Origin of the sequence: Spirosoma sp. KNUC1025 (assembly GCF_045160025.1) — a bacterium.
In the GTDB taxonomy this organism is placed as follows: Bacteria; Bacteroidota; Bacteroidia; order Cytophagales; family Spirosomataceae; genus Spirosoma.
In genome coordinates this window covers 3,527,195-3,544,910 of sequence record NZ_CP087139.1, presented here as the reverse complement: position 1 = coordinate 3,544,910, position 17,716 = coordinate 3,527,195, and the positions used below count along the sequence as shown (strand labels likewise).

Here is a 17,716-nt window from a genome sequence, read left to right as displayed (position 1 = left end):
CCCCTCTTGTTTTCTGCCTTATAGCAATCCGACTACTTCACATGATGGGGTGTCAAACGACCCTCTTTCTCCTTTAATGATTACCCCCGACGTACTCCTCTCCCTAGGCTGCACCGAAACCCAGCTCAACCAATACCAATACCGGGGCATCCCTGGCCAGCTATTCCCCGAATCGGGTATGTATCAATTTTCGGGTCTAAGCCTCCAAATTCCCTTCATCTCCGATTTAAAGTTTATGCTGTCGCTCATTGACCAGCCGGAAGTCGACTAGCAACAAAAAAGCAACCCGCTCCTTCCCGGCAAGTTGCTTTCAAGACTATTAACTCAACGTTTAATGAAAAGCGCACCCATTGACTCATTAATAGTGTCATCATAGGTTGACTACGCCAAAGCTACCACCTACTGACGAGTAGCTGCTAAGCTTTTCGATGAACAGCAGATTATAGCCGATTTCTGGTAGAAATCCTCTCGAAATCAGTTTGTTAAAATAAAAAAGCCCAACTACACACCGTAGTTGGGCTTTTTGCTTCTATCCACACCATTGTAAGGCTACTTAGTAGGTCGCGCTTACTCGATATAGGCAATATACTATAACTAGGCCTATCTAATTTGATCAATATTAAATCTAGATTAAAAAGGGTATTTTTCCCGTATAGACTAAACGGCCTATGTTAGTAATTGCAATTGTAAGGGTAATGTGTTTCGATATTTATACCCCACCCCTTATACCTCATATTCCTTGCACTGATTCTATACTATTTGTAAACATAAAAATTAACCAAATGAAAGGCTTTAACTACATCCTAATTTGTTTACTGGTATGTTTTATGTCTACTAGTTGCTCTTTATTCCGATGGAAAAGAGGTCAAGAGCAACGTCATGACCGTAAAAGTGAAGATTTAAGCGAAGCTCAAAATGACAACACATTAAGTCTTGCAACTTGGTATTATGTTAGGAGGTATCCATACCATAACAGCAGTCGAAAAAGTACAATTTGGTATATGAAAAAAGTACTTACTGTTAGTGATACATCGGCTCCATACAAAATTAGATATAGATCAAAGATTGGAGATTTTTCAAAAGAAATAATTGAGTACGGAGGAAAAGGAATTCAAAATACAAAAATCGAATCGATAGGTAACCCGAATGTTACTATCCCAAAAGATGAAACCAAGTTTAATGTTATCCGCCAAGAGATAATAAATACTGAAGTGTCAACAAAGAATATACCTACTATCAAATTAGTCAAAACAGCGCAAACTCTAGCTTCTAGTCGATTACGATTAATGAAATTACGTCAGAAGGGTGACACCATTATGTTTAGATTTGTTCCGATTGTAGACCGAAGAAGGGAAATAGTTAAACGGGCTATTGCAACCCAAAAGAACGTGTCTAATTATATAAAAAATCAGTTTAGGCTCGATTCATTAATCGCTGATAAAAACGGAAAATATTCTAGTAAGCTCGCTGTTATCCCCGAAGGGGAATTAAATAGTTTAGCCAAGGAGGTCAACATTACAAGTCCCGTTTATGATAAGGCTTATAATGTTGATACATTGATCAACGCAGTTAACACCGCAGAACAGCCAGTTGATTTTTTCATAATAAAAACCGATGAGACTAACCCGGTAAAAGTAAAATACAAAATGATAACGCTGGGGACCTTGGTTGTTCCTTTTAAGGTAAGACCAGGAAATAATAATGAGTACTATTTTACTAGTAATAATGTGGCTAAGCCAGATAAGGTATCTTCAACTGTTGAAACAAAATTTAATATAGGTTTTTATATAGGCTTTCGATATGGAAAAATTAGGTATCCCAAAAGCATCGGCAGCCATTCTAGTTGGACAACTGGCATTTTTGTTAGCCCCCAGAGCATAGCGATGTCAGCCAAAAACAGTATATATGATCGTATAATAAATGACCCTAATCCAAGTCGTGAATATAATGCTCTCGGAACCACAATAGGTTTAACAGAGGTGTTCACTCATAAACAAGTCAGCGTAGCTTTTCTTACAGGAGTCGATTTTGCTCACGGAGATGCTGCACAATATTGGGTATATCAAGGTAAGCCTTGGATTGGGTTTGGATTAGGCTACAAATTGGGAATATTCGACCAAAAATGATTTGAAATAAAAAAATTACATTACATTATTTGGCGAACCAATTTAACAGAACGCGTTTTGACGTATTATTTTTCGATTAACAATTAGTTACAGCATAAATATCCTTAGGATGAGAATAGTTCACTTATAACCCATCCCCCTTAACAAGAACCTTTGTCACCCCTGGCGCAAACTGAAGTTTCCCCCCATTGTAAATTATTCGCTGAGCTTGAGCGGTAGTCGTTGAGGATACCGTAATCGTATGGCCGGGATTGATAGTTACGGCATCAGTAAGAGTAGGTTCATGACCGCAGGACCAGGTTGAAGGAGTTGCCCAATTCCCTGTTTGGAGGGAATTGCAAAGACTTGCAATTGGTGTAACTGTGTATAGTTCAGTGAGCAGTATTCCGGTAATATTAAGTTCGCTATCTCTGTATTTTATAACTCCACTTAATTTAATACGATTATTACTCAAGCTTACTATTTCATTTGTGTCTCTATCTACAATAATCTGATTATTATTAGGGATGAACCAATTGCCAACCTGTATTGAGCCATTTATATCAGTACCTTGATAAGTATTATTTACTTTAAAAGCTAAACTGACTTTACCCAAATACCAATTATTTTGTGCTGAATCGCTGTGATACATTATTAAGGTATCTTGCTGATGTGTTATAGCAATCTTTTTATAAGCCCAGGTTTTATTAATCAAAAAGCTACTCTGTCCATAGACTCCCCCAAACTTAGCGAACAGTAGGATAAGTAAATAATATTTCATTAGTAAGGAGTTTTTATTAACGTGGCAGTTTGTTGTACTCTACTTTCAATCTCTCATCAACGTTATGAAAGATTATTTTCCCTGAATGAACGTTGAGAACCCCCATAACTTGCCCCGCTAAATTATCCTCAAGGAAACTATTGCCAACTCCAATAGTAACGATTTTAATGCGATCACACTCGTCCACAACAAATCTTGTAGTTTTACCCGGCCACAATATATGGCCTGCTTTTGTGTAGTTGGTAACAGAAAAAGCTTGTTCATCTATGTATTGAGCAACAGGATTAGCGATGGGGGTTTGCTGTGAGGCAAGACGGTTTAAAAGGTAGGGGTACGGTCCTACTGCTATAGAAGCCAAATTGGCCCCCATGCCAATGTAGCCAGGTAGGTTTACAGTTTCACAGTTTTTTACAGGCGAGGCATCAATTTTAAAAACAAGGTCAGATCCAATTAATGGAGTTTTAGTATCTAAATTTCCTAGATCAGTAAGTACAATAGTTTCAGCGAAATCAGAAGCGATAGGTGCAGCGAAACGTTTACTGGATATCAGCAGATCAAATATTATTTTTTGTGTGCAGTTAGGGTTATTGGGGCCCTTTTGACATATTTCAGTCTCTACATGATAATGATGGTAGTCCTTGCGTACAGTTTTCACAATATTATCAATATACCTTGTATCTGTACCAGGGCAATTAGGGGTAACGTATCGAACTCCAACAGCTAGCGGATCAGACACATCACCTATACATCCATTATCATTACAACGGGCGCTAAAGACGGTACTAGATTTGAAATTACCAGTACTTGAGTGGTAAACTAAATAATTATTTGGAGAGTAGGTCCGAGCAGCATTAGTAAAATCAGGTTGTCCAGTAGGTCCGCAATAATAAGTCCATTCTCCAAAAGCAGAACCACCATTATAGGGATAATCTGTTTCGCCTTCTAATGTATTTGGGCAGTTAGAACTACTGATAGTTGTGGACTCTGGAAATAAAACCACAGCCTTTGCTGCAGTTAAAGTTGGTTTGTTAGGTGTAGGGATTGAGAATATTTTTCGGTAATGGCCAATGTAAGTTGTTTCAGTTGACTCATAATCACAAGTGTTTGCTGTATAATTCACCCTTTCCTTCCAAGTAACCGTTGGTGTACTTGTATCAGTGAACCTTAAAGTGAATTCCCAATTATTATTCGGAGCTTTTTGTTCCAATTTCAATATATCAACGCCCGAACCTTCTATTGTTAGCGTTTTATTATCATCGATCACTTCTATAAATTCTTTTCGGCAATTATTTTGCTCTTTACTCCCCAAAACTCTATAGAAATATGTTTTTGGTGATGGTGTATTCTCATATTGCTGAGTCCCATAGTAGATAGGGAATGTAGTGCTTTGGTCCTGACAAATTTTATAAAGGGGCTGATATAAATAGGGAGATATATCAACGGTTATCTTCTTCTGGGCCAAACAAACCGTACAAGTTAATATATAGATAAGCACTGGAAGTTGAAGTAGCTGTTTTTTCATAATTTGTACGTCGTCAAATAAAAGTGGACAAAAGGGATAAAAATGATAAGAGACAATTCAATAAATTGTTTTACTCTAACCGCCTAATATATTTCTGCCTTTATTTGGAGACATATACTAGGTCAATCTATTTAACGCGAAAGAGCCTTTCGAGCTATCTCGCCTACTAGTTATCGTCCAGAAATACGTCCATATAATAGTAGCAAGAGAGTCGAATCAGAAATGCATTAGGTCATCTATACTTGAATAGCCTTGCTCTTTTCTTACTGCTACAACATCAGATAGCGATAGATATTTCATCATACGTTTAGTTGGTTTACCTTGATAATAGCGCTTAACATACGGTTTTTCTAAATCCTCTCTCATTTCATCTAATTTGAGACCCGGGCCATACATGGTAGCCAGAAAACGATAAAACTTTGAGTGGGTTTGTGATTCATATAAAATATTTATTAGCGCTTTCCGAGATAGAAAATATTTTCCTCCATCATAAAGCTTCCGGCAACGTTCTCCTGTCACTGGACATAGGAAGTACCATAGCTTTCCTCCGTTAGGCAAATTACTGGGCACATTAATTAACTTGATCCGATAGCATACTGGTTTATCCTTATATTGATAGCTTAACTCAACATAATTATTAGAATCAAACATATCTACTCTGACCCGTAAGTGTATACTTATACCTGACTCTGACCATTCTAACGATTGAGAACAATACCCAATCATAAAACCGAGTCGTTTTAGGTCGGCCATATCAAAACTTAATAGCTGATTATAGGTAGCCCGAAATGAAGGAATTTTTGGCATAGATAACGGTATGTTTACGCATTCAAACCTAAATTTCTAAAGAAGACTGCAATGAATATTGAGTGGAATAGGTTGTGATTATAGAGATCTTGTATTGAAGTTAGTAATTATGTTATTTATTCGGATGCCCATTTTTGCTGTAGAAGTAATCCTCTATCGAATTGGTTTAATCTTTAAATTGGCTTTGCCATTCGCGAATTGACTGAACACGAATTGTTGGTTTAGCGTCAGGTGGATTCGTCTCATCCCACTCAACAGGGTATGTTAGACTAGGTTCGACTATTAATTGTTCCCCGTAAATCGGCTTATCACTATTATGTGGGTAATAGCAAGGCATGGTTAGCAAATCCCTTAGGTCTAGGTTGCCTAAGCCCGAAGGGGTGTTTTTCTCGACGTAGTCACTCACATAAAGACTTTTGACCAAGTGGCTAACTTGACTAGCTTTTTTCTTCCATTCTTCGTATTTGCCAGTGTCAGGCCATAAGACTACCTCTCGACCTCGAAGGATTTGGAATCGTTCTGGCGAGAACCAACTTCCTCCCATACTGCCACCGGTGGCTAGCCAGGTGTACTCAGGCCAGATTAGGGAACAAACAATTGCGGTTGATTCGCCCTCAACAATAGCTACTTGTTTATTACTATAAACAGCCAGCAAATGCTCCCCAAAAAAACATTGCTGCAAATACGGGTTATGAGTTCCGAACTGTTTAGCAATGCTTTTACCAGCAAAAAAGATTTTATCGGTATCATCCTCAGTTGGTTCGTAGCCGTGTGTTCTGCTATTCCAGACTTGGGCTGATTGATTCTTTTTCACCCTTCGACCGTTCATAGCATCAAAGGGCATAATTTTTACTTGTCGAAGGTTACCTCTACTATCGAATTGGGGAAAAGCGGTAGAAAAATAACCTAGATACTTCCAGCGATGTGAGGTGCCTAAGTGATATAGAGCAAATACATCATTAGCCTTTTCAGTCCCATACCTATTCCTCAGGTATTCATAGAGCCCATTGCGGTCAAACTGACTTTGGCATTGCTTGTAATACGCTTTATTAAGTAAGTAAACCGGAGAGACAACTGGAGACCTGACAATCGGTTTGGGCCGACTCCGAATTGTCGCCCAGGAATTCACTCCATAATACTGCCAGAGTAACTCTTTTTTGGCCGTATTGAAATCAATCTGATGGACCAAGCTATAAGCGGTAACAGGATAGTAGCGCTTTCCCTCCTGGAAATTCTGAATGTAGGGTTTACCGAATTTATCAGCTCTAAAATAGAACTCAGCCGAGTGTTTAGTCTGGTCAAATAAGCGAACCGGTTGTTGATTGCGCCTCAATTCTATACCTGTCAATCCAGCAAGAATAGTAGTGCCATAATCTATTTCCAACTCATCCAGCGTGATTGTATCCATGACGCATCAAAGTATTTGAGAATGTGTGATACCTGTGATACTTATGTATGTTATCTCACTAATCCTACTAGATTACCTATGTGTGATAATGCCTATATATATAGGCATTATCACACATAGGTAATCTAGGTAATGCAATCTTCCTATTAAGGACATGCGTCGGGATCAAACTTATAAAAATCCCATTTGGCCTTCTCAGGTCTAAACTTAATAAGCATGCCGTTTAAGAGTAACTTCTCTATAAAAGTACGGGTCCGCCCATCAGATAGTCTTTGACCTACTTGCCTCGAGGCATCCATAATATTTGCTTTAAGTTGGTTATAAGCTAACTGTTCCTGTTCGGTGAAAGTCCGCTGTAAAATCGCATAAACAATGCTCGTACTCATAGTCTCAAAAGTTGGTAAAGTTGCTTTTTGCGTATTACTTCCTCGTCCAAGATTGTTTCGTTTAGAGAAATGAATCCCTTCTTGGGCCATCTGAGGCGTACCATCCTCATCTATTATGAAACTAAAGGGCTCAAATTCCCGGTTTCGACAATAATCACCCTTCACATGTGAGACTTCTCGGTTTTGACTATCACGACTAACACGCATGACGGTTTCGGACTTATTCGTTAACTCAGTTCCTAAATGACCCCGCATATGTGCATCATTCTTATTTTGGTGTAACACACACATAATGTGAATCTGCAAATGCTCTGTCCATTGTAATAGTTGCGTCACTATTCGGCTGGCCTGTTCACTATCTAAAATAGGATCAACGGCTAAATCCCGAATGCCATCAATGACGACCAGGCCAACGTTCAGTGTATTATTTAAGGCGTGATCAATAGCTTTTAAACGCTCATCAGGAGAAAAAGCCCGCAAGGAGTAAACATGAAGATTAGCAGGTTCCTTAAGGTTACAAAGCCTACAGATTCGTTTAAGCATTTGTAAGACATGCTGTCTGCTTTGCTCGGTATCGAATAATAAAACTGTACGCTTGTCATCGGGGAGTGTTCCTTTAATTCGGTTGAGAATTAACTCCGATGAAACTGCTGCCGCAGTGGCCAAACTAACAGCGAAGGTCTTTTTGGCTTTCGCCTGCCCAGTCACCGTTGATAAATTACCTAGTGTGGCGATAATAAAGGATTGTTCTTCGTTTTGCACCATCAGGCAAGCTGTTGACTCCGCCAGGACGTCAGAAGGACGTACCCTGGCGCTTTCTAGCAAAGCCGAATAATCAGTTTGCCCCGATGGGCTGTATTGCCTTTTGGGAAAATCCATTTCCTTGATGACTTCCTGATAAAGGTCATTCTTTTTTATGCCATTTACTGGTTGCATAGATTTACCTTCTGACGAGTCTATTTTCAGATGAAATTTTCGAACAGGATTATAGGCTGATGGAGTAAACGGCCAAAGATTAGCTAGTGTAGTAAGCCCACAGCGATAGATAAAAGCTAACGACAGAATATAATGTGACCCTTATAGCATCAGAGTAGGAGTCTTCGAAAAAGGCTTTCCAACGTCTTCAACTAAATTCCCTCTTTGGGCTCTCGATTGCCTTCTGTAATCCAGGCTAGTAATTCAGATCGTTTAAAATACAATCTGTTCCCTCGCTTTTGATGAGGAATCAGTCGTTTTGAGACAAGTGAGTAGATATAGGCTTCAGATAAGCCTGTTATTTGTTGGGCGAGGGCTTTGCCGCCAACCTCATCAGGAGCCAAAGGTGTTTTGTTAAGCTGGGAAAGGATTTCCTTATTTTGCTCCTGAATAGTTGCTAATTGACGAGCGAGTTCTTCGAATGGATTGATCATTGATCACTGTCGTTTGGTTTGACAGTGCAAATAGAACAAGTGAAGCATTGGTGAAATAGTGGTGAAGGCATTTAACCAATTTAACTACCAAAATCTCTATCATACGATTTGGGTGGACTACTAAATTTAGACCTCGTAGTTTTTGGGCTGGTATTTTCAAATTGGCGAAATACCGAATGAAGAAAATCGATAATGGAACCGTTTACCGGCTTACCGAACAATTCTTTTTGCAGGCGATAGAATGTGAAGCGTATATGTTCATTTGAGATGTTGGTACAAGGTATTACTTTAATATCATTTGGTAAGCGATCATCAAGTATTAAACTGATTGTATATGAGGATAAGCGATCAAAGCTGTCCTGATCCATAATCGGCTGTTTATTTGGGTTTACACCGTTTAGGGGTTTAAGTATCCGTTGAACGCACTGCAATTTTTCCTCCCTAGTCAATGGGCGTTTGCCATTTGCTGAATTTTGAACTGTTTCTACTGCTTCAGAATTATAATGCAAATTATATAGTATATCTTTCAAATATGCTTCGTATTTGGTTATATCCCAGAACTGGGCTATTTCTATTACTTTAGCTAAAGCTTCCTGTCCGTTTGAAAAAGCAAAGTCGAAAACTGTTTTTCGTTCCCAGCAATCTCTTAGCATGTCAACAGTCTTATAGTCTGTGAAACTAGCATCCGGGTAAATGCTCCCATCAATCGTATCTGTTACGATTGTTAATTCTTTATGTGTTAAGTCTTTTTTACGGGTTGCCCCAGCAAGTCTGTTCTGTAAATCAGCTTTTAGGATGTCTATTGACTTGACTTGAAAGGCCATTTTCTCAGTGTTGTGCTTAGATCTCCAATAAGCTTTTTCTACTGCATAACCCTCATCTATAAATAGAGTTCTATACCAATTGAACCAGAACTCATGTAGTAGCCGTCGCTCATCATCCGTTTTCGCTTCTAAGCAAAATGTAGCTCCATCCAGAGCAAGAATCCCAAATACCAAGTCTGTCTTGCAAACTTCCTGACACCAATAATCCAACTTCTCTCTAAAGGTAGGTAAGCCTATTATATGCTGATAATTTTTCCAATCTTGAGAAGATTGGCTATCATCAAAACTTGGCTGTGTTATCATTAGTACTGACATGTTAAAGCAAGGCATCAAAAGCAGCATCTATCGTTTCGGAAGCAAACGAATCCAAATAGACAGCGGTAACAGCAGCAGTTTTATGTCCTAAGGCTTGACTTGTTATAGCGTCCGCAACACCTGACATACGTAAGCTAGTAGCAAATGAATGGCGGGCAACATAAGTAGTAAGTGGCGTAGCAATACCAGCTCGTTCCCCTACTCTTTTCAAATCTTCATTCACCATTGCAGACACTTTATGAATACGATTATGAATTTGCGTTGGGGTTACGTGTTTCTTATCACTTAGAACGGGAAAAATGTAACTGTTAGGACCATCATTAGTCACTGGTCGGTAATTATCAATAATTGCTATTGCTGCTGGTAATAAACGTAAAGAGAACTTACCACCTGTTTTTTGCCGTACATAGTTAAGACGGTAGTTACCATTTCCATCAGTTGTTATGTTTTTCCAGAGGAGCTTTGCTAAATCAACAAAGTTCATTCCAGCACTGAAGAAGGAAAATAAAAAGACATTTTTTGCTAATGATAGGCGCTCAGCCTCTACAGCGTTCCGTAATGATGAATGAGGGCCAGTATATGTACCAACCGGCTGAAAGGCTTCAATTTTTCTTATTTCATCCCGACTGATTGCCCGCTTCTGAGTTGAAGTATCATATTTTCCAATACTAAACTTGTGCTTTTCGACAACGTTACGTGCAAAGGGATAGTGTTCTGGTTTAGCTATTCCTTCAGCAATAGCTTTATTAAAAACCGCACGTAGGGTTCTATATCGGTTACTGATAGTCGTATCTGTATTGCCCCGCTGCCGAAAGAAGGTTTCCAACTGATTACAGAAACGTACCGACACATCACTGAAGGATATATCTACATTTTTATCTGGCTGATCAGCAATAAAATCAGATAGCTGGTTTCGTAGGTCACGGTATATGATACTGTTACCTTTTTTTCTGGCTACAACCATTCCTTCTACTAACTCATCAATGTAAGCCAGTAGCATTACTCTACGAGCCTGTTTGCGCTCTTCTATTGCTTTATTTGCAACAGCTTTAGTATCATGCCGTTCGTCAGACACTGCTAACGTATCGGCAGCATGACTGTACTTCTTTTCCCATCCTTCTAAAGCATTGATGAGGTTGTTACGATGGGGTTCAGGATATGATTTTCTAATTGCTTCCCGGTAGTTGGTATAGTTATCATTCCAGTATTTAGGAAGCAAACTATGACCAGTAGCAACAAATGTACTTTTACGATCTTTGGTGATACGTACCCAGAAAGGATGCGATCCATCTACAAGAGCCTTTGCAGTGCGGTAAATAATACGAACGGTGGCTTTTCCTTCCTTATGTTCTGTTGTTCTTGACATCTGTTGTACCCGACATCTAAGGTACAACGTTGGGTACAACAAATATAATAATCATTCTTATAACAACAACAAATAACAACAAATTATACAGTCATAACGCCTTAAATATCAATATATTAAATAAACAATAACAACCAAGAATTAATATAAATGTTATGCCTTCTAAGCAGACGGTCAAGCGTTCGAGTCGCTTCGGGATCACATTAAAAATCAAGCGTTTACAGTCTAAAACCTGTAAACGCTTTTTTGTTGATGTACATCTTGATACACCTATGCGTCTTCAAAAACTCAGTTTAATCATTAATTAGACTATCTCACTTCAGTATGTAGTCTATTAGTCAACACTTGCCATATGAAATCGCTATCAGAAAAATGAACTATTAGCAGTAGCCGATTTCATCAAAACCTATACACCAAACCGGACTACCATACGTATCGCTAGGATAGTTTAAACAAAAGCATTACTTCTCCGCCTAATTCGATCTGGTCGCCGTCCTGAAGTGGGTAAACTAATCCGGCAATATCGGCCCGTTCAATATGATCGTCCGGATGCATAAGTTTCGTTTTATTGCCACTGGCGGGTAAACCGCCCGGATCAACCAACAGTACGTACCGCTTTTGCGTCATGTCATACCGGATCGTTGCGTGAGCCCGGCTGACCGCTTCATTGCCTGCTCCTTTTTGAGGGTCGAAACCAGCATCATCGGTATTGAGAATAACAATGTCATTGGTCCGAACCCGCCCCGACGTTGTCTGCGTCGTGTGACCACGACCGATGTAAAACATTGTTTGCCGGCCGGGATCGAGCACATATTCAGCCTGTTCGGTTTGCCCAACCAACGTAACGACTCGGGCCAGCAGCGGTGAGCCATCGGGCTTTGACTTATCGACAACGGTCAGACTCAGATTGCCGTCCTGGTATGTACCGGCGGGCAATTCATCTGTAAATATTTCATAGTCAAATCGCCAGTTTTTGGGTAAAGCAATATAATTATCGGCGAGTTGCCGGTTCAGTTCATCCTGAAACTTACCCGGCTGATTCGTCCAAAAGACAACCTGATAGAGTTCTTCCTCTTCAGGACTTGTACACAAAACACCCACCCGAAGACCCACCGGAGCCGTGTCGGGTTCGTTCTGATAGGCACGTAATTTACTGATTATAAACCGGATGAGCTGATCTCGGCGTTGAGCCGCTGGCGGAGGCCCCGATGGAGCTGGTTTTGGTGCAACGGGAGCTGGCTCTTTACGCACTGTCGGTTCAGTTGCAGGCTCAGTAGTCGGCTGGATTTCGGCTGGTGTAAACCCAAACAAATTCTTCACTTTTTCCAGTAGGCTCATAATCGTTCAGTTACACGTAACACAGTCTTTTCAGCCTACAAACGTGTGAATAGCTTCATTTATTAATTAAAAGCTCCCCAAATAGTTGCGCTCCTTTAAAATCGGAGCGACAACAGTATTCGTAAGCCGAACAGCATCAGCCGAGGATTCGCCCAGCTCGATCCGAACGGCCACCACAGTATGCGATTTCCCGGTGGGAGTAGGTGTAAAAAATACGTACCATCCATCATTCTGCTGTACGCCCTGTACGATTCGTTCTGGGGTCCCGGTTTTACCTGCCACGCGGGCAACGCTGATCTTACTACGTCCCGCATCGGGGTTCGACTGCTCAATCATGAATTCCTCTAGCTGCTTGGCGTAATCAGGCCGACGGGCAACTGCTCTACCTGCCGATAGTGGCTGTATCTTACCAGCCCGGTTTAGCACGTAACGAGACGGTTGCAGGATGCCTTTATTGGCAATGGCCCCGGCCATTCGGGCTAGTGAGGCCGGAGTGGCCGTCAGTTGGCCCTGCCCCCAGGCCAGACCCGAAAACTCACTCCGATACCGACGTGGGTATTGCAAACTCTGGTAAAGTTTCCGCCGTACCACAAACGAGGAATCACGCCAGTGCTTACGTATCTGAACGCGTTCAGCGTTAGTGTGCGTATCTGAAAACGAATAGCCGCCTGTCAAATCGACGTTCATACCGGTAGCTAAATACAGATCAGCCAGTTCATTATCCAGTGCATTATCATTGGCCGTTCGGATGAAATACACATTACTCGACCGAACAATCGCTTTGCGCATATCCACCGATTCACCACAGGGTTCCGACTCATTTTTTCCCCGGCGAATGATTTCCTGACACGAAATTGAATACCGTACTGCCGAAGCCGATGGCCCCAGTTTATTAAAAGCAGCCGTTGCCGTCAGAATTTTAGCCGTCGAGCCGGGGGCGGTTGGGTAAGTCATGCCCAGGTCACGTTCTGTCACCAGATACGGTAAGTCCAACCGCTCACGATCTGATAGCAGCATCATTTCGGGTGTTTTCAGATTGGGTAACGGATGCAGGGCCGAGGCCAGTACGTCGCCCGAAGCGGCATCCAGAACTACTACTGACAGGCGCTTATCCCGATACTCCGATTGCGCCAGTGCCTGTTGAAGCGCTACCTGCAACTCTGCATTGATGCTCAACTGCAAATCACGATTCTGCGCCTTACGTCGGGCCACCTCGCGGCCGTCGATTCCGTCTCGTAAAGCTGGCGCCAGCTCACTATAATCATAAACAGATAACGTGCGTGTTTGCTGAACGGGCGGGCTGAATCGATCAGCCCGAAAATCTGTGGCAACGAGATTCGTTTTGCGAGGGCGGCTGTTAAAACCACGTAACTCACTGAAGTGGGTAGCCTCGGCATAATACCCGTTACTTTGCCCCCAAAAGAGTTGCGTGTTTAGATCGCCGATCCAGAAAAACAGATGCTCGCCAAACGGATAATACCGTTGTAGTCGTTTTTGCGTAAGCAATTCAATCTGATCTGATTTCAGGCCACTTTTCCGCAACCTTGGTAACTGCTCCGTAACAACTCCCGGCGAACTGGTAGCCAGAACCAGGCCATTCCGGTCGTAGATGGTACCCGACGCCAGAACACGAGTCAGACGCTCAATACGTGGATTATAGCTATACACCGGGTCGCCGTTACGTGTCACAACCCTTGCAGGCCGCACAATATACTCGTTTCCTCGCCACCCAACAATCGGAAGTAAACGACCAATCAGAACCAGCACTCCAATCAAAAAACCGGCTATGCCCGCCATGAGTACGATGTCGTAATGTTTTTCCAGATACTGGCGTTGCTCGACCTGACCCGGCCGGTACGCTACGCTGAATACAACGCCCATAGCCATTAGATTGAGAATCAGCGATATTTTTCCATAACTCAGAAACGGCACGCTGATTCCGGTTAGGGGGAGCAGCCCGATGGAGCCGCTGGCTATAATCAGAAATTGAATACCCGTAGCGATGGCAATACCGGCCACCAGAAAAAAGCTGAACGGCTGCCCCGCTCGTCGGGCGTGCAGAAAAATCCGGTGCAGCAGGACGCCCATCAGCAGAAATACAGCCGCTACGCCTAGCCCACCTAATTCTTCGCCTATACTGGGCAGAATCATGTCGGTGTGAGCGGCTGGCATGGCGTTTGCAAACCCTTTACCCAGGCCCTGCCCCGTCCAGCCACCAGCGGCTAATGTCCAGAAACTATGCGCCAGATGGTCACCTCCGTACACATCGTTATTCCAGGGACTGAGCCACATGGCTTTCCGGTCGGCCAGACGGTCGCCAACAAACGGCAACTGATCGCCAAACGCGAACATGGCCATCACAAGTAAAAGCAGTACCGGAGCCTCCGTCAGCAGTGCCGCCCAGCCCAAACGGGTTCTCGACCGGGCTTCACCCCGCCAGTACATATACCCAATCAGGATAACCCCGCTCAGTACCGTAGCCATCCAGCCGGGCAACAACCACAAGGCTACCCCATACCCCAGACCCGTTGCCAGCGTAAGGGGCAGATTCCCTCTGGCAATGCTATAAAAAAGCAGAAACGTAAAGCAGACAACCAGCGCCGGTCCCATATCGCCCAGCAGCAGATACAACAGCATCAAAAAACCAGCACCAGCCAATGCGCCAAAACTCACCGCAAACCGCCAGCGTAAATCGGGAAGCTGACGAATCTGCTGTTCATTAGCCGCAAAGAAGCCAGCAAAAAAAAGTAGCAACAGGAATTTCGTGATTTCGCTGGGTTGAAACGTAATGCCCAGAATCGACAGATTTACCCGGACTCCGCTGCCTTCGGGGCCCGAACCCACGACAAGTGTTAACAGGGCCAGGCCAACAGCAAGCACCAGCCACGTCCAGCCCGACAATCGAACGGAAGTGCGGTTACGTAGCGTAACGAGCCAGTCGTATCGCCAGTCGGTATAAAAACGGCCGATATTTAGCTGCGACAAAATCGTCATACCCGTCAGGCCCGCTCCCACTCCCTGCAAGGTTTGCCAGGCATATAAATTATCCTGCAAAGGGTCCTGAATGGCGAGTAACGTAAGTACCGATATCCCCGTAAGTAACATCAATACGGGCAGTAACAACGGGTCGGGTTGAAACCGCCGGAGCGTCCAGAAGCCCTGTACAAGCCAGAATGCCAGCATAAACAGGATAACAATGGCCCAAAACTGCGTCGTAAACGCCGTTGGTGTGCGTACGGAAAAGGCATGATCTGTTTTGAGCTGCCCGTATACTATCGACCCAATGAGCCGGAGTTGATGCCGACGAGCCGAAAAGGTGTAGTTCTGATTGCTGGTCAATCGGCTCGTTCCCCGGCGGCTGCCAAATTCGAAACCTGGTTTAAGCGGCACAACGCTGTAAGCCGCGCCATCCGTCAGACCAGTAAACGCAAACTGCCCATCGGTGCCCGTACGAGCGTATGTAAACTGGTCAGGAAGCGTATCAGGCTGGGCGGTAGCCGGGTGAGGTTTTAACTGGATCAATACGTCCGCCATGGGTTGATCGTCGCGGGTGACTTGCCCTGAGATTGTCATGCTCCCACTGCCCGCCCGAACAGTGGCTGGGTACGATTTAGGGTTATTCAACTCACGAACGTACAGCACCGAGTCGAAGCCCATTTGCTGACGGGACGCCTGCAACCGACTCTGAAAATCAGCACCGCCAAGCCGACTTCGCCACGATGTTGGTGCCATTACCGAAAACTGACGCTTGTTGATTGCTCCCAGATTATCGGGAGATCCATTCTGCCGAAGTTTGACCGAGAGCGAATCCGCCACGAAGGCTCTGTCTCTGAGGTCGCTGTAATAATTGCCGCTGTTCAGTAGTCGCTGAATTGATGACGGTTTTAACCCTGCCTGAAGCGTAACGGCCTGACCATTGTTCAACGATTCTTTTGCCCGACTTAAATTGGGAAACAGATTCATGTACAACCGCGCAAACAGAAGCAGAAGTATAATCGATGCACCCAGTAGATACAATTGTCCTGACGGACCCGAAGTTACTTTCATTTAGTGGTGTTGATGGAATTAGTTAAAACAACCTTGGAAGCACTCGAGCCACTCCCGAACAGCAGATTTAAAGAAATAAATTTCTGTTTGTCAGCGCCTTAACCCCTTAATTAGGTGTTTTGGTTGAATCATTCACAACGTTCGCCGAGTCGGGTACGGTTGTTGGCGTAGTCGGTGGGCTGGGCTCAGTGGTTGTTTCTGAATTAGTTTCGGTGGTTGCCGAATCAATTGTATTCTCGATTGGATAATCGGAAGACGTGGTAACAGTGTCCTCCGCCATGTCGCCGGTCTCTGTCGAATCCTTTACCAGGGATGCCGAATCCGCTACAACACTGGGTCGGACGTTTTTCTCTTTGCGCAGATTTGTATAAACAACCGCTAGTCCAATGAATAAAGCAGCAATCAGGATACCTAGTGCAATACCCCACCCATTTGTGCCGCGCGCCGGATACTCTTCATAGGCAGACTGTACAGGTTCGGCTGGTTGAGGCATCGGTGCCGGAGCGGCCATCGTACGTGACGTTACGGGAGCCGGCCGGTCCGCAGAACGGCCGGCCTGCAACTGCTCAACATTGGCCTGCCCGAGTAACAGCACCAGTTCATTTACGTCACTCAGTCGTTCAGCCGGATTTTTGGTTAATGTCCAGTCGAGAAGCGTATGCAAACTTGGCGGTACGTACTGTCCCGATGGCAGCGCTAACTCGGGTGGTGGCGTCCGTAATACCTGCGTCATAAACGTAGCAATTCCGGCACTATCTGTCATTGAAAAGGGAACCCGACCTGCTAAACACTCGTACAGCACCACGCCCAGCGAATAATAATCCGTAGCTACGTCCACGCCCCGAGGATTGTCGAACTGTTCAGGGGATGCGTATTCATAGGTCATCAGCGACTGCCCTGTCATTGTCTGCGACTGTTCGCGAAGGCGGGCCACGCCGAAATCTGTCAGCAAAAAATGGAGTTCGCCACTGGGCAGCGGTCGGAAGAGAATATTTTCGGGCTTAATGTCACGGTGGATAATGCCGCGTGGATGAATGGCTTTGAACGCTTCGGCCATCTGCTGGCCCAGCCGAATGGCTGTTGGTACGTCCAGACGGCCCTGTTCCGACAGCAGCGAGCGAAGATTGCCTCCCTCTATCCATTCCATAACAATGAACGGCATGGGCATATCGAGCTGCACTTCCCGCACTCGTACTACGTTCGGATGCCTGATGTCAGTCATCAACTGCGATTCAAGGCGAAACCGTCGGAGTGTTTCGGCGTCCGTGTTTAGGGCAAAATGTTTGATGGCCACCAAATCGCCTGTCTCCAGATGGCGAGCCTTTAGGACACGAGCATTCGAGCGGCCCAGTTCACCGATAATTTCATAACCCGGAAAATGCGTATTGACGCTTACGGTCGGCATTGG

General features: G+C 43.8%; 13 protein-coding genes. 2 read left to right on the top strand and 11 right to left on the bottom strand.

The genetic code is table 11. The features are described 5' to 3' along the window. Nucleotides 1-49: 49 nt before the first annotated feature. A complete protein-coding gene (locus LN737_RS15410) occupies nt 50-271 on the top strand; it encodes a hypothetical protein (RefSeq protein WP_405510675.1) in 222 nt (73 codons plus the stop codon). A gap of 730 nt (nt 272-1,001) precedes the next feature. After that, nucleotides 1,002-2,126: a hypothetical protein gene (locus tag LN737_RS15405; RefSeq protein WP_405510674.1), complete on the top strand. Its 1,125-nt coding sequence runs from the start codon at nt 1,002-1,004 to the stop codon at nt 2,124-2,126. A gap of 124 nt (nt 2,127-2,250) precedes the next feature. On the opposite strand, the gene LN737_RS15400 is transcribed toward LN737_RS15405, so the two are convergent. From LN737_RS15400 to LN737_RS15350, 11 genes are all read right to left on the bottom strand, one after another. Beyond that, on the bottom strand, nt 2,251-2,886 hold the full coding sequence (locus LN737_RS15400) for a hypothetical protein (protein WP_405510673.1): 636 nt from the start codon (nt 2,884-2,886) through the stop codon (nt 2,251-2,253). Between the two features lie 16 nt (nt 2,887-2,902). Then, nucleotides 2,903-4,408 carry a hypothetical protein gene (locus tag LN737_RS15395; RefSeq protein WP_405510672.1) on the bottom strand — a complete coding sequence of 502 codons (1,506 nt, stop codon included), beginning with the start codon at nt 4,406-4,408 and terminating at the stop codon, nt 2,903-2,905. 216 nt (nt 4,409-4,624) lie between these two features. Then, nucleotides 4,625-5,215, bottom strand: coding sequence for a hypothetical protein (locus LN737_RS15390; RefSeq protein WP_405510671.1), 591 nt, complete (start codon nt 5,213-5,215; stop codon nt 4,625-4,627). 166 nt (nt 5,216-5,381) lie between these two features. Further along, nucleotides 5,382-6,623, bottom strand: coding sequence for a DUF6371 domain-containing protein (locus LN737_RS15385; RefSeq protein WP_405510670.1), 1,242 nt, complete (start codon nt 6,621-6,623; stop codon nt 5,382-5,384). 146 nt (nt 6,624-6,769) lie between these two features. Continuing rightward, nucleotides 6,770-7,945: an AAA family ATPase gene (locus tag LN737_RS15380; RefSeq protein ID WP_405510669.1), complete on the bottom strand. Its 1,176-nt coding sequence runs from the start codon at nt 7,943-7,945 to the stop codon at nt 6,770-6,772. Between the two features lie 191 nt (nt 7,946-8,136). Further along, complete coding sequence (locus LN737_RS15375; RefSeq protein WP_405510668.1) at nt 8,137-8,418, bottom strand: helix-turn-helix domain-containing protein; 282 nt, start codon at nt 8,416-8,418, stop codon at nt 8,137-8,139. A gap of 80 nt (nt 8,419-8,498) precedes the next feature. Then, complete coding sequence (locus LN737_RS15370; RefSeq protein WP_405510667.1) at nt 8,499-9,545, bottom strand: hypothetical protein; 1,047 nt, start codon at nt 9,543-9,545, stop codon at nt 8,499-8,501. 13 nt (nt 9,546-9,558) lie between these two features. After that, on the bottom strand, nt 9,559-10,923 hold the full coding sequence (locus LN737_RS15365) for a site-specific integrase (RefSeq protein WP_405510666.1): 1,365 nt from the start codon (nt 10,921-10,923) through the stop codon (nt 9,559-9,561). Between the two features lie 438 nt (nt 10,924-11,361). After that, the gene (locus tag LN737_RS15360; protein ID WP_405510665.1) at nt 11,362-12,261 is read right to left on the bottom strand and encodes an FHA domain-containing protein; all 900 of its coding nucleotides are present in this window, start codon (nt 12,259-12,261) and stop codon (nt 11,362-11,364) included. A gap of 66 nt (nt 12,262-12,327) precedes the next feature. Further along, nucleotides 12,328-16,308 carry an FtsW/RodA/SpoVE family cell cycle protein gene (locus LN737_RS15355; RefSeq protein ID WP_405510664.1) on the bottom strand — a complete coding sequence of 1,327 codons (3,981 nt, stop codon included), beginning with the start codon at nt 16,306-16,308 and terminating at the stop codon, nt 12,328-12,330. A gap of 106 nt (nt 16,309-16,414) precedes the next feature. Continuing rightward, the gene (locus tag LN737_RS15350; RefSeq protein ID WP_405520252.1) at nt 16,415-17,713 is read right to left on the bottom strand and encodes a serine/threonine-protein kinase; all 1,299 of its coding nucleotides are present in this window, start codon (nt 17,711-17,713) and stop codon (nt 16,415-16,417) included. Between the last annotated feature and the right edge of the window lie 3 nt (nt 17,714-17,716).